Raw genomic sequence first — 20,155 nt, 5'->3', positions numbered from 1 at the left:
TCAGTTGGTTCGGGGGATCATTAGGCTGATTGGTTGAGGCGGCAGTTTAGCGCTTCACTTAGCGGTTGGCTCGAGGTGGTTGGTAGGGTTGAGCTAGCTGGTTTATATTGGAGAGTTCCGCTTTCGAACTCTCAGCTACTTTTTCTTGCGATTTGACCACTGAGAGTTCCATTTCGGAACTCTCAGCTTCCTGAGCGGGGAATAGACCGGACCAGGTTCCTCTGAGAGTCGGATTTTCCGACTTTCAGCCTCCGGCGCGGGCAGTTCGGGGTCGTTTCCGGTGCTGAGAGACGGATTTTCCGACTTTCAGCCTCCGGCTCGGGCAGTTTGGGGTGGTTTCCGGTGCTGAGAGTCGGATTTTCCGACTTTCAGCCTCCGGCGCGGGCAGTTCGGGGTCGTTTCCGGTGCTGCGAGACGGATTTTCCTGCTCTCAGCTACTTTTTCTCGCGGTTTCACCACGAGAGTTCCATCTCGGGACGCTCAGCTCGCTAAGCGGCCCTAGAGCGCCGGGCTTTTTTCGGTTGGCTGCACGCAGCACTGAATCTACTAAAATACGATTGACACGTTACAATCAGTATCATACAATATATTTGGCTACAATTTGTATCAAAATAACTGGATATGGAGGTTTTTTCATGCTTCGTTCGACACCAAGCTTCAAAAAGCTATCTTTCCTGTTTCTCGCATTCTGCATGATCTTCCTGCTCGCAGCACCGCTTCAAGCATCGGCAAAGCCGCGCGATGAACCGAAAAAGCCCGGGAAACTAACTCTGACTGAGCTGAGTTACGACGTTTCCGAAAACAAAGGGTCCGTTACGATTACCGTGGATCGAATTGGCGGTAAAGACGGTGTAGTGACAGTGAACTACTGCAATTGCAGCTTTACAGCCAAAGCCGGTGAAGACTTCAACCATGTTTCAGGCACTCTCGTATTCGGAGACGGCGAAACAAGGAAAACATTCACGGTGCCAATTGTTGACGATTCCAAGAAAGAGTTTCTGGAAGCCTTCAACGTCTATTTGAAAGAACCAACCGGCGGTGCAACGTTAGGACTCTTCATCTCCTTCGTTACTATTTGGGATAACGACAAATAAGCTTCGAAAATGAGGCGGCTGTATGCATTAGCTTACGGCAGAGGCTGCAAGTCGCCTCATCTTAAACTATCCGGATCGAAAGGGGCATCGTTCATGCTCATTAAACGAAGTATTGCTCTCCTGATTTCGCTGTTAATTGCGCTATCTGCCGGAACAGCGGTCCATGCTCAAACGAATTACACATCCGCTAAATCTACTATTCTGACGTTGGAAGAGCAGCTCCAGCCCGGACAATTTACAGTCACCTTGTCCAAACCGATCACGCTAAAGCAGCTTGAAGCGAATTTCGCGATCCCGAACAAGAAAATCAAGTGGTTTACCGAACAGTACGGCGGGTCCAACAAATCCTACTACGGGGTTATCGACAAAGCTGTCAAAGGGCATGGCTACCCCGTGAAGCTTGGCAAAGAGCTTGGTCGAGCCAACACGGTCGATCTCAGTCTGCTGTGGCGCAGCGATTATATTGATGGAGAACTGGGTTTCTTTCTGGATATCGGTATGTTCGAATTAACATCTACTCAGAAAACAAGTCCGGAACAGCTTGAGAAGTATATTAAAGCAAACAACGGACCCGTCAATGTAGAGCCCGCTGCGGAGAATGATGGATTTCACTGGATCATTACCATTCCGAATGCAAAACCTTTCGTAAATTACGCGATCACGTTTGCTAAACCGATCGTTATTTCAAATACCGTCTACAGCTGGCGTCCCATTTCGGTCCAGCTTACCAGCGCCAAGCCGGATCTGACTGCCGGTACCATTCAGCTTACCCTTCAGATGGAAGCGGATCGGGAGCTGTCGCTGCGTGATTTCATCATTACGGCAACACGCAATAATAAACTTATCGCGTTACAAAACGTAACCTACAGCAAAACAGGAATTCTCTCCTTCACTCCGATTTCCGATCTCACGGAGGAAGAGAATTTATCCATTCAAATCGTCGGCAATGCTTCAAGCAGTGTGTATGGAACCATTAAAGTAACGAATAAGTGATGCTAGACTAATGGAGGGATTAAATTGGTGTTACACCTTGGTAATACCATTGCGGAGTTAAGGGAATCCCGGGCAATGAAGCAAGAAGACTTAGCCCGAACACTGGGGATTTCCAGATCTACGCTCTCGCATTACGAGAAGAACAGAAGGAAACCCCCACTCGACATTATCGTTCTATTGGCTGCAACGTTTAATATTCCGGTAGAGCAAATTATCAACGCTCCGAAACAGGAGGCTTAGATCGACGTTCCGCGCTTACGGCTGCTTCTTGCTCAGCTCATACAGTGCCGTGGATGCCGCTCCGCAGCCCCAATCGAAGATCGTAAATTCACCGACAGCCTTACCATCGGAATGATTGACATTCTCCATATGAAAGCCATAATCGCATTCCTTCATATGGGGATGGACTTGCTCGTACTTTGCCTTCACATCCATGTTCTCCGGGCAGTACATCATATAGAACGATGCCTTCATCGCCCAATAGGCGCGGTATCGATAGGCTTTATCGCCTGTCGTTTCATAGTAGCCCATGTAGATGCCGGCAAATAAGCTTTGTCTGGCGTCGTTCCATTCCGAATCGCAGTTCATCACACCGAAGCCGCCAACCGTAGGCACACTGTGGAAAGGCGGCTGCCAGATTTGCTGGTACAGCGATGCTTCAGCCAGCACAATTCGGCCTTGTTCCAAATAATCGGCGTTGCCCGTAAGCAGATACAGATCGCGCATCGCTTCAGCAGTCCAGTACATCCCGAAATTACATTGGCTGTACAAGCCGCTCCTTGCATCGCGAACACCCGGCTGCTTCTGCTCCCACATCCCGGCGCATGACCAGTACGTTTCGAAATCCTCCCAGCGTCCTTCCGCAATGATATGCTTCTCCAGGAAAGCCGCTCCGCGTTCGGCCGCTTCCAGATACTCCGGCTCCGGCCGCAGCCGGTACAAGCTGCATAGCAGCATAATATGTGCTGCCGTTTCAGAGCTGACCCTGAGATACTCGGAGCGTTCCAAAGTCTGCGGATGAACCCATGCCGGGAAGCTGCCATCCTCTTCTTGCAGCTCCAGCAGTGTCTTTACATAACGATCCACATAGTTCATGATCCGTTCATCCTTGTCGATATCCCCGTACCACTTCAGCAGCCAGATGCTTGTCCATGAGCAATCGAGCAAATGCGCAAAATCATTCTGCCCCTTAGGAACACGGGAATGGGACATAACCCAGCGTCCATCCTCCCAACGATTATCCGGTCCTGCCATATAACAAGCCGGGAACAACCCGTTCGTCTGCGGCGCTGCAAGCGCGAAGGCCAGCGACTTCTCCGCCTTCTGCATCCAGCTCTGTTTGCCCCATGCCTTCCCCCACATCCAATAGCCATATGCGCTGCGAAGACTGCAGAACCAGGCTTGATTCCAGATGCTCTTCTTCTCGCGCCACGCCTCTTCCTGTCCATAACCCGGTTGCTGCCTAGTCGTGACAATGAAAACTACGCCGCCGACTTCCTCGCCGTCCAGCTCAAATTGCTGCCAAGTGACCGGTTCCCACCGTTCGAATGCCCATTCATAGGCGTATTTGGTATAGCGCTCCAGCTCTCGGAGACCGCTATCAGGTTCTACAGCAGTCATAGCGGCGGATGCAAACCGTTCCCATAGGAATTGCTCGACCGGTCGATAATCCCGCGACACGCTCGCTTCCGACTTGGCCCACTCCACCAGATAGAAGCGGAGCACAATCGGCCCCTGAACTGCGCGCGGCTTCGGCTCCAGTTGATAGTACACATGCCCGGTTTCACGATAATCCGAGACACCATAATAAAGCGAGTGAGTGGACAGCTCATAATCCATGATGTGAGGGATCACCCGATTCGCTGCCGACAAATGGGTAATATCCGGAATTAACGCGCACATTCTCGACTCGTTCTCCAGAATAATGGCCGGCGACCGAAATACGATATCTCCAATCGTCATCCCCTCAAGCGGCGTAAGATGAGTCTTCCAGCTAAGCTCGAGCGCCGGATCGACCGGCATTACGAATTGAAATCCGCCAAGCAGGCCATCACTACTCGGGCTTAGGCGCACTTCCACACGACTGCAGCTGTAATCGTTCGACTCTCCTTCATCAGGGGCTATCTTAACGTGAACCCCTCCGCCATCCGCTGCGAGACCGTTCCATTCCGTTACATCGGAATCGGTACGTTCAAGATTATAGCTGTGCCATTCCCCATTCTCAAACCACCGGAAACCAAGCACATTACCAAGCCATGAACTATACTGCATCAGAGAATCCTCCCTTTGTGCTGGTTCTATTGGATTACACGTCGCTGCGCTTCGGGCCGTCCGTTTCGCCACTCAGCAAATCCTTTATCCGATCCTCCCTGACCGGAAAGCCGGCAAACGGCTGCGAAGGCAGCGACTGATACCAGTAGGCGACCGCACAATAATCATCGCTCAGCTCGAAATAACAATCATCCGCATCTGGCCCATTACCCGCTGCCCGATACCTCGTAAAGTCATCTCCCCAATAGGCCTGTGCTTTGGCGCCGGAGCCGTAGCCGATTTGCTGTACCGTCACCTTCAAGCTGTCTTGGAAATAGATCGGGTCGCGGACATGGAAACGATAGATGGAATAAAGGCCGTTGTCATGATCAACGAGCGGTGCACCTTGATAAGGTGTCAGCACCTCATCAAGCCCCCAAGCGGAGCCCATATAATCCTCGGCACCTGTTCCGCAGATGGTCGGATAATCCGAATCGCCATCGATATAGAACTTCACTTCTCCCTCTCCCCACCAGCAGTCCCGGTAGATGCTGCGTACGCCAAGCGTCGTTCCGAGATAAACGCCCCGCCCTTTAATGTTGTCCGCGATGACGAAATCCTCATGCATCGGGCACGGATTGCTGCGTCTAAATTGGGCATGAAAATAACCGGTCGACTCGTCCAACTCATCGCCGCGCGTCACGTCGAATTGATAGAACAAATGAGATACATCAGAGCCGGAGTCATTCTCGATGGTTACGATCGCCTTCTCCTTAAAGGGCATCGGAATCCAGCAGTTCAGCCCTTTCCCGCTCTGCATCGTGACGCAGTCGGATAACATCACTTTCTGCCGGCCATGCGCCACGCCGAAGAAGTCACCGATAGGCGCTTCCACGCTCGGGTGTGTCTGATCATCCCAATACATCCGAATGATGACGTTACGCATATGATCGATGTTGCCAGGCGGAAGCGTGATCCATATATGACGTATCATCCCCGGTCCGTCGCAATTGACCAGCTCGATCGTCTGACCTTTCCGGAACCCTTCGATGCACGGCGAACCCTTCCGGCCATTCTGCGCTTGACCTCCTGCGCCGATTGCTCCTGTTTTATTTTCCGACGTAAATGCACGGCTCTCTATGTTCTTCAACTCATACAGCATGCTGCAGCTACCTCCGTCAATTTAGGGATATCATTGTTCTTCTACCTATTAATGCCACTTCCTCTAACCCTTATCTAAAGAAATCAAAAAGACCCCGAATCGGTTCAATGAACACGCTTCGAAGCCTCTCCTTCATTACAGCCTACTCTTTCACCGAACCCAGCATAATACCGCTAATGAAATACTTCTGCATGAACGGATACACGACCAGAATCGGAATCATGGTGATGACGAGCTTCGCAGCGGTCAAGCTGCGGTTGGATACCGAAGCCATGCTCTTGATCTGCTCTACATCGCGAACCGTCGTATCGAATTTCACGACAAGCTGCTGGATGTAAGTTTGCAGCGGGAAATCATCCGTTGTCATGGAGTAAATCAAGCCATCGTAATAAGCGTTCCAGTTACCGACAACGACGAAGAGCGCAATGGTCGCCATAATCGGCATGGACAGCGGAATATAGATTTGCAGCAATCTGCGCCACGGCCCCGCTCCGTCAATACTCGCGGATTCTTCAAGCTCAGAAGGAATATTCCTGAAATAGTTAAGCATGAGGATAATATTGAATTGACCGACAGCGCCGGGAATGACAAGCGCCCAGATCGTCCCAAGCATGTGCATATCCTTCACTGTAAAGAACATCGGGACAACGCTCGGTCCAAACAGCATCGTGGCGATAATAATCCACATGTACACGCCTCTGGAACGGAATGCCTTCTTACTTCTGGACAGCGGATAAGCAGCCAGGACAACCAGCACCATATTAATGATCAAAGCAAGGATTACCCGTTTGATCGATACGCCGGCCGCAGTCAGAATGGCGTGATCTTGGAAAATCGTCGTGTATGTCTTCCAGCTCAGGCCAAGCGGATAAATCGTTACGAGACCTGCCGTCGCTTTGGCGCTGTCGCTCAATGAAATAGCCAGGATGTTGAGCAGCGGAACAAGTGTAATGACGGCCAACAAGGTCAGAATACCGTATATGATCGTGTTGGTGATAATATCGCTTTTCGTTAACCGAATTCCCATCCGTTTCACCCCAATCGTCTAGAACACTTTATATTCGCCGTATTTTTCTGCCAGCCATTGCGAGATTAGAATAAATATAAAGGCAACTGCCGATCGGAACAGCCCTACTGCAGTAGCAAATTCATATTGATTGCTCTGGAAACCCATCCGGTAAATATACGTGTCATAGATATCCGCAACTTGATAGACCAGCGGATTGTACAAGTTGAAGATCTGGTCAAAGCCTCCGCTAAGAATACCTTGAAGACTCAGGATCAGAATCAATATAACCGTACCCTTGATACTCGGCAGCGTAATATTCACCAATTTCGCCCATCTTGAAGCGCCATCCACATCAGCAGCCTCATACAGATTCGGATTAATAGCCGTTAGCGCCGCCAAGAAGACGATGGCATTAAATCCGAAGCCCTTCCACACATCCGTTAAATAGATGATGATCATAAACCAGGTATTATTATTGAAGAACATGGTCGGCTCGCCGCCGGAGATTTTGTGAACCAAGCCGTTAATCAAACCGTCAATCGAGAAGAAGTCTTTGAAAATACCGGCCATAATAACCCACGATAGAAAGAACGGCAGATACACGATCGTCTGTACCGATCTCTTGAACCACTTTTTCTTGATTTCGTGCAGCAGCAAAGCGAAAGCAAGCGCGCAGGAAATATTGAGGATGATTTTGATAATAGAGATCGTAATCGTATTAATGGTAATCTGTCTAAACTCCGGTATTTGAAACAGCATTTTGAAATGGTCCAGCCCCGCCCAGGGCGATCCCCATATGCCAGCGATCGGATCAAAATATTTGAAAGCCATGATAGATCCAAGCGTTGGATAAATGCTGAAAATAGCCAATAGGACAATACTCGGAAACAACATGAAGTGATAGTGGATGGCTTCCTTGCTACGCACTCTGTTCGTCTTCAACATCATTCCACCTCAATTCGGATGAAACAAGTGCTGAGGCTGGGGGCAGCTCAGCACTTGTTAAAGAGTAAGAAATCTGAATTATTTACCTACGATATCATTCACTTCGGCCGTGATATCTTTACCGCCCATGTCGTTCCAGAGCTTCACGAAGCTATCGAACTCGTCAATCGATTTCTTGCCTGTAATGATTTCAAGGAAAGTCTTCTTCTCCAGGTCATCCATGGAAGCTTTCTTCTTCTGCATCAAATCGGTCGAACCGATAAATGCCGGAAGTGTTTGTTGAACCGGGTTTTTAACCAGACCTGCTGCGCCGACCGCGAATTGGTTAGCAAGGCTCCACAGACCCATATCCGCAAATTTATCCGTAGCTTTCTCGTAGTTCTGAATCGCCGTTGCTTGCGCTTTCGACTCCGGATCTGCTTTGTCCATAGGCGTTGTGCCGTTTAGGACATCTTGAATCGCTTTGTAACGAACCGTAATTTCATGCGGGTCCTTCGCGCTTACGCCAACCGGCAGCAAAGGCATTTTCGCATTCAAATATTTAGCGCCTTCGTCGATAGTTAGCTTATTGTACCAATCCAGATGTTTCGTGTTTGCTTCTTGCGCATAGTTCAGCATTTTCATGATGGCTTCCGGATGGCTGAAACCTTTCTTCACGACAACAAACGATCTAACCGCACCGTAACCTTTAGCATGAGCAACGCCGTCTACACCTTGCAGTACAGTCGCCTGCCAGTTCGCGTTGTGATCGTTCTTGATGGAGTCAGGAAGCGGATACCAAGTGGACCACCAAGCGCCTTGGAAGACACCTGCTTTGCCTTTAGCAATCATTTCAACCGATTTGTTGCTGTCATTCATGATGAAATCAGGCGCGATCATGCCCTCTTTGTACCATTTCGCCAATCTTTCCAGCGCGCCTTTCATTTCAGGCTGAACGGAACCATAACCTACGCTTCCGTCAGCTGTTTTCACCCATTGGCCCGGATAGGAATTGTATGCTCCGAATACGAAGTCAAAGGAGTTTGTGTCTGCGCCGTAAATATTCTGTTGAGCAGGAAGCACGCCTGCACCGAATTTGTCTTTGAACGCTTTAAGCGCGGTCTCTACATCATCAAGCGTTTTCGGTTCAGGAAGACCTACTTGATCCAGCCAATCCTTCCGTGTCCAAATAACCGGGATTGCCGTTTCAACGTCTGCGATCGATGGAATCGCATAAAGCTTGCCGTCGGAGGAAACCGCGTTCAGCGCATCCGGTCCGCCTAGTGCAATGCTTTCTTTCAGGAATGGCGATGCATAATCTTCATATACCTTAGACAGATCCTCGATCATGTCTGCTTTAATCAGTTTCTTCAAGATGCTCAGACCGTTCGGATCCACGCTGATCGACAGCACGTCCGGAATGTTGTTTGCCGCAATCAGCAAGCTGACCTTCTGCTCGAAAGCAAAGTTCTGGTCGCTTGTCGACCAAGCCATCTTCGGCTTCACATTCAAATTCTCTTCAAACCATTTCTGTACATCGTTATTCTCAAAGCTCTCTCCGGCAGGCGGTTTCGCTTCCGCGGAAATCGAGATCCCTGTAGTGAATTCAACCAACTCATCCATCTTGGCAAACGGATCAGGCTTCTCAGCAGGCGCAGTGTTTTCTGCTGCCGCGTTATTCGTACCGGTTTCATTCGTTGCCGCTGCATTGTTAGTTGCCGCAGTGTTACCGTTCTCGCTTGTGTTGTTCGAATTGCCGCATGCTGCGCTAGTCAACATTAACGCCGCGATCAGTGAAATCGATGCTGCTGCCTTTACTTTGTTGTTCACTTGAATCCCCCTTGACCTCTGTGAATTTGTTGTATTGCGTATCTCTATAGTAAGCCTGAATTGCGGAAGGACGAGATAGACAATCATCATCAGCAACTGGGAATCCGGTTATCAAATGTACATGTTTCCAATACAAATTTCGTACTAGTTCAGCATAATCTTCCCTTGTTGTTGAAAGCGCTTAAATTGCCAATTCATCCATTACCGATTTCGTTCCCGGAACTCTGTGGGCGTCATACCGCAATGCTCGCGGAACAGCTTGCTGAAATACTTCTCGTCTTGGAAGCCGAGCTGGTCGGCGATCAAGTAGACGGGCTTGCTCGTTTTGCGCAGCAGCGATTCGGCGGATTGAATCTTCAAGTTTTTCAAATAATCGCTGAACGGGGTTCCCACGATATCCTTGAAGCACAGGCTGAAATACCCTCTGCTCATATTGACGGCCTTGGCAACCTCTTCTTGGTTAATGCCATGGAATAAATGCTCGTTCATAAATTTCACCGCGTTGTTAATGCAGGAGACGACTTCCTCCGAATATCGCTTCCCCTGCTCGTTCTTGAAGATCGGCGCATACTCGCTCCCGCTCCGGTCTTTGTTCTCGCGGCGGATGCGGCTCTCGATTCGCGCCAGCACATCCTCGAGCTTCTCTTTCTCCAGCTGTGTTTTCACGATATAATCAATCGCGCCAAGGCGCATCGTCTCTTGAATGAACTCAAAGTCTTGATGGCAGGTCAGCACGACCACCTTCAGATCGGGGAAGCTGTTTTGCGTTTCCTTCATGAGCTCGAACCCCGACATGCCCGGCATCGTCAGGTCCATAAACATGACATCGACGCCGTTGCCTTTCAGAAACTCAAGCGCTTTGTCGCCGCTGCTGACGTCGCCGACGATCTTGAAGCTGAATTTCTCCCACGGAAGCACGGAAATAAGCCCTTTTCTCACATAGATTTCATCATCTACGATTAAAGTTCTGATCATTGTAATTCCTCCTTATGCGCTCTGCGGTTGATGGGTAGGCGGAGCTTGAATACGGTGCCTTTGCCCCTCTCGCCCTTGATGTCCATTTCGGCCTCTTGACCGTAATTCACTTCCAGCATGTATTTGACATAACTTAGTCCGATTCCCATACCAACCTTCTTGTGCTCCTCGGATTGCGGCTCCAGCATTCTTGCAATGTCCGCGTCGGTCATACCTTCCCCGCTGTCCTCAACGGTAATAATCAACTGCTTGTCCTGCTCATATACGGCGATCTTTATGGATCCGCTTTCATCCTTGAGTCCATGATAGATGGCATTCTCGACAATCGGCTGCATGATAAACCGCGGGATACTAACGTCACCAAGCGCAGGATCTACGACAATTTGCACGTCAAAATGATAGGCATACCGGATTCGCTGCAAATCCACATAGTTCTGAAGCGCCTCCACTTCCTCGTTCAAGGAGACGATGCCGCCTTCCTTGCCCAGATTATAGTGAAGCACTCTCGTGAATAAGGCGACCAGACGGTCAATCTCGTCCTGCCCATTCATTCTGGCCAGCCACTGGACGGTGTTCAGCGTATTATGCAAGAAGTGAGGATTGATTTGATGCAGAATTTTCTCCACCTCAATGACTCGCTTCTTGCGCTCCTTCTCTTCCAGTTCCTTGAACAAATCGGAGATTTTGATTTTCATATCGTTAAACTGCTCTAGTAAACGATCAAACTCTACAATGCCGGTCATCTTCACTTTGGAATTAAATTTGTTGTGCGCCAGCAAAATAATCTCTCTGTTAATGGTCCGCAGCGGCCGCGAGACAATTCTCCATATGGAGAGCCCCAGAAACAAGCTGATGACAATCGACAGTGCGGCGAACAGCGCGAATTTGCCGATCCACTTCTTAACGTCCGCGCTATAGGCTTCCGTCTTCACGGCGGAGAGAATATACCATCCCTGCTCGCCCTTCTGCGAGAAGACATAATAGCCCGGCTTGATCGTATCGGATTTGCTCGTACTGCTGAGCTGCTTGACATCGATTCGCTCGCCGATCGCGAAATCCTCCGGACGCTGGCTGTACATGACCTGTCCCTTATCGTTCAGCAGAATGGAGGATACATCCAGCTTGTACCGCTGCGATTTCAAGAGATCTTCAAACAGCTTGATGCCGGTCTCGACATAAACGTATAAATCGGCTCCCTCAATGAGGTTCACCTTGCGCGCGATGGAGAAAACCTGCATATCCTTCGTCGACTTTACCGTCATATGAGGCCCATAGAAAGTGGCGTTAATGCCATCCGCAAGCTCGGGCAGCAGCTCTAGGCTAAATCCTTCCGTCACGCTCTGATTCTCGAACATGACCTGATTCTTATTGGCATAATAGAAGAAAATGAGCCCAAGGTCCGGCTTCGCGGCATTAATGAGCGAGATGCTCTCAATGACCGCTTTCTTCTTCTCGTATTTGGTCAAAATATCTTTCGTATCAATAAAAGTCTCAATGTCATCCGCCACTCGTCCGTTATACATCGCAAGCTGGAGCGCCGAATCTTCTAAATTCGAGAACACATGGTCCACGCTAATTTGAAACTGTTTCATATTGCTGTGAATGCCATCATCGATATTCGTGTTTAGCAACGAAATCATAGATACATAGGAGATATAGCCGATTAGCGATAACGGAATGATGGAGCTGAGGATTAGGAAAAAATACGCCCTGTTCTTTAAAGAGTACGATGATTTCGGCAGCAATTTGTGGTTCCCCCGCTCCTGATGATTAGTTTCCATTGATTGTTATTATTGTAAGGAATGTAAAAGGGAACCGTCAATCCGCCACAATCATACATAATTTGACAAAACACTCACTCCCCGCCTACGAAGCAAGGCTGGCCTTAGTCAATGACTAAGGACCAGCCTCCGATTGGAAGTGATTGCTATAGTTGTTTTTAGCCGCGAACGACGGTGATTGTGTAAATCTTCTTCGTTCCGTCCTGCGCCGTTACGGTCACCGTTACCGTGTTGTTCCCAACGACGAGATTGCTGCCGCCGGATATCGTTGCCTTTGCGTTCCAGTCTGCTGCAATAGCGTTCACAGTCACCGACTTCTTGCTGCGAGGCACTTTCACTTTATAAGTCAGATTGTCCGGCGAGAAGCTCGGTACCGACTTTCCGTCAACGAACAAACCACTTAAGCTCGCATTGCCGGATTTGGCACGATTGATTGTGATGGTGTAGGTTTGCTTGGTTCCGTCCTCTGCCGTTACCTGTACGTTTACTTGATTGCTCCCAATGACGAGGGACAGAGCAGGATCGACGGCTACCTTGGCCGTCTCACTTGCCGCTTTAGCACTCACATACACCACAATCATATTGTTTGGCACGGTTATGGAGTACGCAAATTTGCCAGGTACTAAAGCAATCAGCGATTGCCCGTTAATTTTCAGCTCGCTTAGCGCGGTGTTGCTGGATTTAGCCCGAGTAACCGTCAGCGTATATACTTTGCTGCTGCCGTTCTCAGCTGTTACCGTTACCGTCGCCGTGTTGTTACCAACAGCAAGCGCCGTACCGCCAGTTACGACAACCGTTGCATACGGATCAGCAGTCGCCGTCACCGCGATCGATGTTGTTGTGTTAGGTACTTGCAAGGAATAAGAGAGTGTTTCGGCATCGAAACCTGCAACCGTGACGCCATCGACCTTCAGGTCTTTAAGGTCCGCATTCTTGGAAATGCCGGATGGATAAACCAAGTCAGGATGCTGATTGTAGAAGCTGCTTGCCGCCGGACCGACCCTTGTAATATCACCAAGTCCGTCCACGCCGTTGGAGGTCCATGGCATCATGCCTTGCCAGCCATTCGCATAGGCACTGACATAATCTTGCGTGAGTGTATGTCCTGCCGTGCCGAGTGCGGCGGTCTCGCCAATAACCGCAGGACGATCCGCCGATAATCCGAACTGCTCCGGCGTCATGTACATCGGGTTCCCCCAATATTGACCCATCCAGTCGTAGTAATGCGGCGACCAGAAATCAAGCTTCGCCTGCGGGTTGCCGCCGACTCTGGCCATCAACGCATTGTCGCCGACTTTATTGCCTTGGCATCCTTCGGTACAGGTGTCGCTGTTGTATTTGATCATCGCGACGCCTACTGTTGTAAGCACATTGCTGTTTGCATGAACGCCTACGCTCATTTTGGCGAAGAGGGATTGCAGGTTCTCCCAAGGAAGCTTGCTTTCCTCGAACACCCAATCCGGCTCGTTCATAAAGTCGATCGACCATAGATAAGGGTTGTCTTTGTACCGGTTCGTGAACGGAATAACGTAGTTATTGACGTAAGAGTCGATGTTAGCCTCGCTCATCAGCATCTTTCTCCAGCTGTCGTAGCTCGGATGGGAGTTCTTCATATGGTCGAATGAAAGCAGCGTCGCCATGATGTAGACGCCATGCTTCTGTGCCAGGTAGAACAAGCTGTCCAGGTCATTCCAGTGTGCCGCAGTCGCGCCGGACACATGTCCGTCAGCATCGATGTTGATGCCCACTTCTCCGTTGGAAGTAATCCAGACGCGGGAGGCATTCACGCCGTTCGCATGCAGCAGCGCGAAGTGAGTATCCCAGAAGTCATAGTCGAAATCGCCGCCAAAATCATTCCAGTTATCCCAAGGCGTATTGGCTCCGTTAAACCAAATGCGCTCATGGCCGGCATAGAACTCCGTGCCTTGTACCGTGATTCGGTTGCCTTGACCGGAAGGAAGATCGCGGATCAGTTTAATCGTATACGTCTGCTTAGTCAGATCCTTTGCTGTTACCTCTACCGTAACGGCATTCTCGCCAACGGCAAGATTGCGGCCTCCGGTAATCGTTACGGTTGCATCAGCGGCGATAGTTGCAGCCGTTACAGCAGCTGAAGTTATACCGTTCGGAACGTGTGCGATGTATGAGAAGTCTTTGCTGGTGAAGCCGGCTACAGTAGTGCCGTTGACGCGAAGATCGCTTAGGCCTGCAGGATTCGGAACTTCAATAGGCGTTCCGCCAAGAATGCCGATGCTGTCGATATAGACGCTGCCTGCATAGTCGCCGCTAGATTGCACTTGCACGCCAAACTCATTGAAAGGCGTCTTGGCACCTGCCGGAATGGTCAATGTCAGCGTGTTCCATGCATCCTTCGTCAAATTGGTGTACGGCACGAAGTTGCCCGTCCATGACCAGGTGCTGTCCATCATATAAGGCTGCACGCCTGCGATGCTTGCACCGCTCGGTACCCAAACCTGAAATTCATACGTGCTTCCTGCGGTTAGTCCGGCAGGAGAGCTCAGTCTTGCGAATGGCCCTTGTGAGCCTGTCACATTAAGCGTCATTTTCAAGGATTGATTCCCTTGGTAGGCCTTCTCGGAGCTGACAGCAACCGTCGAACCTGCCGTTCCCGTAAATCCTTGTGTGTTGGTCTCGAAATTGAATTGTGCCGTATCTGCCGCAGCATCCGCGCTAACAGGTACGATAAGCAAGGCTGCCAGCATAGACATGATGAGGAATAAGGCGATTTGTTTACGAAGCTTGATCATTCTTCATTCACCCCAACTAATATAGTTTTAGTAAATTCCTAAAGCCCAGCATTGACATTCTCGCTAGAACTCCCCCTCTCGCTAACGTGAAGCGCTTACATAAATGTGGGAACCAGAGACTTCGCTGGTGACTATCCTTTGCAACTCAATAAGTTACAATTTTGTTAGTTTTGTAACATTAAAAATTACAGTTTCGATGTCTCTCTATCCATTCTTTGGTGATTCTGATTATAGGCGCTCGAAAACACAGCTGTAAATATGCAATTTTCGAATAGGATGATTGTTCAGGCTAAGTTCATCCTTATTTTTGTTTAGTTACAAAAACTACGTTTTGTTTATTGACAAAAACATTAGCTAATTTACAATAAAAAGAGAGATCTCAACATCGAAGGATGGATTACCGTGAGCAGAAAAATTACGACCAGCGATATTTCCCTAGCACTCGGCCTTTCCCGGAACACGGTTTCCAAGGCGCTTAACGGTCATCCCAGCATTACCGTCGAAACGCGAAAGCGAGTGGTGGACCACGCCATTGCCATGGGGTATAAGAAGTTAAAGCTGTCCGTCAGCGGTAGTACCGCGGCTTCCGAATCGGCAGGCAAAGCCCGGAGCATCGCGTATATCACCAAGAGCCAGATCAATCACGGGACAGGCTTCTGGTTGAATGTCTTAAGCGGCGTCGAGCAGATGATCAGCCGTAACGGCTATGAGATGAAGCTTAGCTTTATTAAAAATGAAGATATTGAAGCGCTTGAGCTGCCGGCCCTGCTCGCAAGCGACATTGCCGGATTTATCGTAGCAGGCAGCTTCGACAAGCCTTATACAGAGAAACTGATGGCTCTTCCGCATCCGAAAGTATTCATTAACATCCATCCCGATACACGGTTGTCCGATTTACCGGCCGATGTCGTCTTTATGGAGAATGAAGACAGCATCTACCAGATTACAAGGCATCTGATGAATCTCGGCCATACGGAGATCGGATTTATCGGTGAAATTCACTCCTGCCGCAGCTTCATGGAGCGTTGGTTCGGTTTCCAACGCGCACATTTCGATGCCGATTTGCCTATTCAGCCATCCTGCTGCATTACGGTGCCAAACGCGGAAAGCTACCAGAACTACGAAGGAATTGCACGTTCCTTGATGGATCTGCCGAAGCTGCCGACCGCCTTCGTATGCGCCAATGACAAAATCGCCCTTCATGTCATTAAATACCTCAAGGAAATCGGCAAGGCGGTCCCTCGCGATATCGCGGTTACCGGATTCGATCAGATTAGTGAAGCCGAATTTCTCGGCTTCACCCTTACCACCGTCGCACTCGACGAGTACCAGCTCGGCCAGCGGGCAACCGAGCAGCTGCTCGCCCGCATGAGCAAGCCTGACCGCGCGTATGAAACGGTGCGCCTGGCGACCAAGGTCGTCCTTGGCGAGAGTTCATCGGCGAGATAACGATGTAACAAACAAAGGCTTCCCACTTCCATCGTTGCGGCGAACGAGGGTGAGAAGCCTTTGTTTTGTTTTGTGTTTCACATGGAAACCATTAGTTCACCTTAACCAGCAGATGCGAGTATTTCTTAATCTTTGCTTTCGAAATCGGCACGCTTATTCCCGCATCTCCCTTGAAATAGGCATCGTTGCCGTACAACCCTACCTCAATTCGGTCCACGAGCGGTACATTAACGAGACAGGATGGATGAAACAAATCATAGCCAAGCGGGGTCAATACCCGCTTATAGTGTTCCACATTGACTAATTGCAGGTAGACGCCATCCATCGTGACAAACATCGGAATTCCGGGCTTATAGCTCGACTTCCCCCTTAACTGCGGCGTTACCCCCATGTACAGTACTTCTGTGGCCAAATTCAAATTTCGGCAAATCACCTGGTTGTTGACCGGTTCCATTTTGACGCAGTAGACATATATGGAATCCGTTCTCTCGCTGCTTTTGTTGACCACCTATTGCATTCTACCTCCTATTACAATCACATAACGCGACTTTTATAGCTATTAGTATATGTTCACATTACGTGATTGTAAATAACAAAAGACTCTTTTCGAGTCCGATTTTCCTCGGCAATAGGTTGTAAGCTATAATAGCAAATGATTGGATGACGTCATGGAGGTGAACGGATGCGTACGTTCGGAGAACGCCTGTCTTACTTGAGGCATCGCAAGGGGTTGTCGCAAGAGGAGTTTTCGAAGTTATTATCGATCGGGAAAAGCACGTTAGGGATGTACGAGACGAATAAACGCGAGCCCGGCCATGATATGACATCCCATATAGCGGCATTCTTCGAGGTTAGCGTGGACTGGCTCACGACCGGCAAAGAATTCGCACATACGCCGATGGCTTCCACGCAAGAGGAGATCATCATTAAGGACCTCGTGCAGCGCTACAACATTGATCTGACCAGAGAGCGTTCCCGAGAGAAGCTGGAGAAGATCATTCAGTTGGTTTTTGAAGAAATGACATGATGATCGCATTCTGAATGAACGCAATCAGTTCCTCACTCGGCACATCACGTAATTCCGGTATTTCCTTCTTCAATTCTTCGATCATGCGCCGAACTTCGTCCATGGACTCAACTTACCCCTTTGGCAGCTGTTCTTATAGTCTTAGTATAAATCGATTTGCCGGATTTGAAATATCGATTCAAATTGGTAGATTATTGTTGACATAAACTAGTAAAACATGGTAACAAAAGAGGCTTCCCTCACGTTCAAATGAACGGTGGTGGGAAGCCTTTTATATTTAATAGCCAAAAAGGAAACATCATGTTTTGCGATGAGCGCATGCTCTGTCGCATTCAAACTCAAACTCTAACTCTAACTCTAACTCTTACTCTTACTCTTACTCTTACTCTTACTCTAACTCCGACTCTAACTCTAACGGTTGTGACAGCGGTTATTTGACAACCCTTTACCCTTTTTATATGCTAACGGTTGCCAGCGCGCTTATTGGAGCGTTTTCCACCGGGAATCGACGATTTCGCTGCAAATAACGTCTGTCACAACCGTTAGCTTTTCAAAAAGGCTATTTCCCACCAAATAGCCACGCTGACAACCGTTAAAGTTTTGTTCATGAAAATGAACGCAAAAGGACCACTGCTTCTGCAGTGGTCCTCAAGCTGCCCGAGAAAGTCTCAGCAGCCCCTGATGCGAGCAGGGTACTTTGTTAAAGTATCCTGTTCGCATATTACAGTTCGACTTCGCATTACGGCTTGCTAGGCAGTTTGTTCGCTTGACGAATCAGCGAGAAGTACTGGTCCGCCAGGACGACGTCATATTCCGGTCCGAGAGAATCGGTTATGGCAACAACGTCCGTAGGCGTCAAGCTCCAAGCCAGCAGACCAATCGAGATGAAGAGCGGCGATTTGCCATCCCATTTCGCTTTGGCATCGGCGAGAATCTTCTTACCTTCGCTCACGGCGCTAATGCCTCGGATTGTCGAAACCGGCAATCCATTGCTGATTTGCACCTCGGTAGTATCTCCCCAGCTCAAGAATACCCCAGATGGATTGTATTCCTTGCGGTATGCCGTGCTCTTAGCATCGCTGAGCGGAATATTCTGCCCGTCTACACGGTTAAGGATATAAGGAATGTCCATTCCGGTCTGTTTCAGATACTTCTTGCTGCTCTTCAGGAAATCAGCGAACGAGCTGTCCGGCCAAGCATCCGGATAGAAGTATCCGGCACCGGAAGGTCCGGCGATAATTTGATCATTCGCTGTTGCCGTACTCCGGAAGTAGTTCAGCATCACCGGAGCTGCATCATATAACAGCGGGCTGGATGTCCAGTTAATCGGCACTTGGCCGCGGCTTGGATCATCCCACAGAATACGCATCCGGTGTTGGTTATATTGAAGGTTGTCCCCTTCGCTGAACGTATAGGAGACATAGATTTTGTTCTCCAGCTTCACCGGAGCCGGCGTTTTCGACTTCACGTCCTTCGGCTTGGAGCCGGAGAACACAGTCAAATTGCTAAACCAGTCTGCCGCCAAGACATAAACGCCGTGGTTGGAAGTGATTTCAACGCCGTTGAACTCGCCTTCCACGTCATTGTTGAACCAGCCCAAATAAGGCGTGCCCGGTTGCACATCCGAGAGGATTTTCTCAAAGAGCGCCTTCTGCTCCGGAACATTGGAATCAAGCCAGAACACCATCGCTTTATTGGCAACCGCGTAGTCCCGCAGGTAACCATACGGCTCCTTCGTCAGCGAAGTGAACGGCTTCTCATTGCTGGCACTTACTTTGTATTGGTTCCACATGTCTGCGGATACAACCAGCTCTTTCGTTCCGGCCGGCGGCGTAAATTTATACGTGAAGTAACGTCCGTTATCGGCAAAACGATGACCGCCGCTGCCATCCGAAACTTGCGAGCTTTGCGGATCGTAGAGGAACGGCTCTTCCTCAGGCTTACCCGGAAGGAAGTGTGCAATGACTTGGCCATCCGCTTTCACGGTGATCTCATGCACCGCGGCACCCCATCCGTCAGCAGGGAAAGCATCCCCGAACTTCACATAAACATCCGGCTTGCTCAGATATTTGCTCAAGTCGAGGTCGTAGACTTTACGATTTGCGGCATCCCGCTCTTCCTTCGGCTCCTGCGCGACCGTTTCAAAGCGGTCGGGCTGTTCAACCGGTACGCGCGCTGTCGTATCCGGGCTTAGTCCGACCAGCATCCGGTGAGTCGCGTCTTTCCATAGATTCTCGTACTGCCATGTGTAAGCATCCAATTTGTCCTTAAATTTGCCCTGCAAATCCTGAATCACACTTAGGTTATAAGGAGCTGCTTTCAGCTGAGCGGCAAGCTCAGGGCTTACGGCAACGCCACCCTTTAACCCCGCCAGCGTAGTAGCAACGTTAATAGAGTCCGGAACGGCTGGATCGTAAATAACGATGCCTTTCACTTCGCCTTTGTAGCGTTTCAGAATATCCCAGTAGCTGTCATGGACACGGTAATTTACGTCCAAATCGTTGAGCCATTTGAATTTACCCTCTTCTTTGTTCTCAAGGAGGTAGATCCGCGGCTCCTGACGATTCACAATGCCCTGCAACGTGCTAAACAACAGCTTAATGTCTCCCGGAGCGTCATAAATATCAGCAACATCCAGTTGCTTCGCCTGTTTGAAATTGGGGAGCATTTGATCCTTCGGCCAAGAGATGGATGAATTGCTCGCAGATTGGTTTGCAGCATTCTGAGGCTCCGCAGATTTGTCCTGAGGAGACTCGGCAAAAGTGCCGGATGAGAATGACATTGTGCAAACTAAAGCCAGACTGAGTGCGGTTAGCTTACGGATCATATTTACTTACACCTCTCCATTATGGGATTGTAAAACCGTCCTAGACGCTAGCAGTCACACCTCCTT

Annotated in this window: 15 protein-coding genes; 5 read left to right on the top strand and 10 right to left on the bottom strand. The window is 49.4% G+C overall.

What is annotated here, in order from left to right; genetic code table 11:
- Positions 1–635: 635 nt before the first annotated feature.
- From BM412_RS23115 to BM412_RS32940, 3 genes are all read left to right on the top strand, one after another.
- Positions 636–1,094, top strand: a complete 459-nt coding sequence (locus BM412_RS23115) for a Calx-beta domain-containing protein (protein WP_091223688.1) — start codon at positions 636–638, stop codon at positions 1,092–1,094.
- Between the two features lie 93 nt (positions 1,095–1,187).
- Complete coding sequence (locus tag BM412_RS23110) at positions 1,188–2,087, top strand: hypothetical protein (RefSeq protein ID WP_091223686.1); 900 nt, start codon at positions 1,188–1,190, stop codon at positions 2,085–2,087.
- A gap of 27 nt (positions 2,088–2,114) precedes the next feature.
- A complete protein-coding gene (locus BM412_RS32940; protein ID WP_338044923.1) occupies positions 2,115–2,327 on the top strand; it encodes a helix-turn-helix transcriptional regulator in 213 nt (70 codons plus the stop codon).
- A gap of 15 nt (positions 2,328–2,342) precedes the next feature.
- On the opposite strand, the gene BM412_RS23100 is transcribed toward BM412_RS32940, so the two are convergent.
- From BM412_RS23100 to BM412_RS23065, 8 genes are all read right to left on the bottom strand, one after another.
- Complete coding sequence (locus BM412_RS23100) at positions 2,343–4,358, bottom strand: hypothetical protein (RefSeq protein WP_091223682.1); 2,016 nt, start codon at positions 4,356–4,358, stop codon at positions 2,343–2,345.
- 34 nt (positions 4,359–4,392) lie between these two features.
- Positions 4,393–5,499 carry a glycoside hydrolase family 172 protein gene (locus tag BM412_RS23095; protein ID WP_091223679.1) on the bottom strand — a complete coding sequence of 369 codons (1,107 nt, stop codon included), beginning with the start codon at positions 5,497–5,499 and terminating at the stop codon, positions 4,393–4,395.
- A gap of 142 nt (positions 5,500–5,641) precedes the next feature.
- Positions 5,642–6,526, bottom strand: coding sequence for a carbohydrate ABC transporter permease (locus tag BM412_RS23090; RefSeq protein ID WP_091223678.1), 885 nt, complete (start codon positions 6,524–6,526; stop codon positions 5,642–5,644).
- An 18-nt stretch (positions 6,527–6,544) separates the two neighbouring features.
- Positions 6,545–7,450, bottom strand: coding sequence for an ABC transporter permease (locus BM412_RS23085; RefSeq protein WP_256256534.1), 906 nt, complete (start codon positions 7,448–7,450; stop codon positions 6,545–6,547).
- Between the two features lie 81 nt (positions 7,451–7,531).
- Complete coding sequence (locus BM412_RS23080; RefSeq protein ID WP_177246033.1) at positions 7,532–9,262, bottom strand: type 2 periplasmic-binding domain-containing protein; 1,731 nt, start codon at positions 9,260–9,262, stop codon at positions 7,532–7,534.
- Positions 9,263–9,463: 201 nt separating this feature from the next.
- Positions 9,464–10,237: a response regulator transcription factor gene (locus tag BM412_RS23075; RefSeq protein ID WP_091223674.1), complete on the bottom strand. Its 774-nt coding sequence runs from the start codon at positions 10,235–10,237 to the stop codon at positions 9,464–9,466.
- Positions 10,234–11,982 carry a sensor histidine kinase gene (locus tag BM412_RS23070; RefSeq protein WP_218163177.1) on the bottom strand — a complete coding sequence of 583 codons (1,749 nt, stop codon included), beginning with the start codon at positions 11,980–11,982 and terminating at the stop codon, positions 10,234–10,236. The genes BM412_RS23075 and BM412_RS23070 overlap by 4 nt, the downstream gene beginning before the upstream one ends.
- 194 nt (positions 11,983–12,176) lie before the next feature.
- Positions 12,177–14,786 (bottom strand): cadherin-like beta sandwich domain-containing protein, encoded by a 2,610-nt coding sequence (locus tag BM412_RS23065; RefSeq protein ID WP_091223670.1) that lies wholly within the window; start codon positions 14,784–14,786, stop codon positions 12,177–12,179.
- Positions 14,787–15,188: 402 nt separating this feature from the next.
- Here BM412_RS23065 and BM412_RS23060 point away from each other — a divergent pair, with 402 nt between their 5' ends.
- Positions 15,189–16,235 (top strand): LacI family DNA-binding transcriptional regulator, encoded by a 1,047-nt coding sequence (locus tag BM412_RS23060; RefSeq protein ID WP_091223668.1) that lies wholly within the window; start codon positions 15,189–15,191, stop codon positions 16,233–16,235.
- 91 nt (positions 16,236–16,326) lie between these two features.
- Here the strand turns inward: BM412_RS23060 and BM412_RS23055 are convergent, their stop codons facing one another.
- Positions 16,327–16,743 carry a hypothetical protein gene (locus BM412_RS23055; RefSeq protein ID WP_091223666.1) on the bottom strand — a complete coding sequence of 139 codons (417 nt, stop codon included), beginning with the start codon at positions 16,741–16,743 and terminating at the stop codon, positions 16,327–16,329.
- Between the two features lie 174 nt (positions 16,744–16,917).
- Between BM412_RS23055 and BM412_RS23050 the strand changes: the two genes are divergently transcribed.
- Positions 16,918–17,262, top strand: coding sequence for a helix-turn-helix domain-containing protein (locus BM412_RS23050; RefSeq protein WP_091223664.1), 345 nt, complete (start codon positions 16,918–16,920; stop codon positions 17,260–17,262).
- A 739-nt stretch (positions 17,263–18,001) separates the two neighbouring features.
- On the opposite strand, the gene BM412_RS23045 is transcribed toward BM412_RS23050, so the two are convergent.
- Complete coding sequence (locus BM412_RS23045) at positions 18,002–20,089, bottom strand: GxGYxYP domain-containing protein (protein WP_091223662.1); 2,088 nt, start codon at positions 20,087–20,089, stop codon at positions 18,002–18,004.
- Positions 20,090–20,155 lie beyond the last annotated feature (66 nt).

Source organism: Paenibacillus sp. BC26 (genome assembly GCF_900116125.1).
Classification (GTDB): Bacteria; Bacillota; Bacilli; order Paenibacillales; family Paenibacillaceae; genus Paenibacillus_Z; species Paenibacillus_Z lignilyticus.
Note: the sequence above shows the minus strand (reverse complement) of the source record. Positions and strands in the feature narration are given on the sequence as shown.

Coding starts and splice junctions, on each gene's coding strand:
- BM412_RS23115 (WP_091223688.1), top strand. CDS start 636: ATGCTTCGTTCGACACCAAGCTTCAAAAAGCTATCTTTCCTGTTTCTC.
- BM412_RS23110 (WP_091223686.1), top strand. CDS start 1,188: ATGCTCATTAAACGAAGTATTGCTCTCCTGATTTCGCTGTTAATTGCG.
- BM412_RS23100 (WP_091223682.1), bottom strand. CDS start 4,358: ATGCAGTATAGTTCATGGCTTGGTAATGTGCTTGGTTTCCGGTGGTTT.
- BM412_RS23095 (WP_091223679.1), bottom strand. CDS start 5,499: ATGCTGTATGAGTTGAAGAACATAGAGAGCCGTGCATTTACGTCGGAA.
- BM412_RS23090 (WP_091223678.1), bottom strand. CDS start 6,526: ATGGGAATTCGGTTAACGAAAAGCGATATTATCACCAACACGATCATA.
- BM412_RS23075 (WP_091223674.1), bottom strand. CDS start 10,237: ATGATCAGAACTTTAATCGTAGATGATGAAATCTATGTGAGAAAAGGG.
- BM412_RS23065 (WP_091223670.1), bottom strand. CDS start 14,786: ATGATCAAGCTTCGTAAACAAATCGCCTTATTCCTCATCATGTCTATG.
- BM412_RS23050 (WP_091223664.1), top strand. CDS start 16,918: ATGCGTACGTTCGGAGAACGCCTGTCTTACTTGAGGCATCGCAAGGGG.
- BM412_RS23045 (WP_091223662.1), bottom strand. CDS start 20,089: ATGATCCGTAAGCTAACCGCACTCAGTCTGGCTTTAGTTTGCACAATG.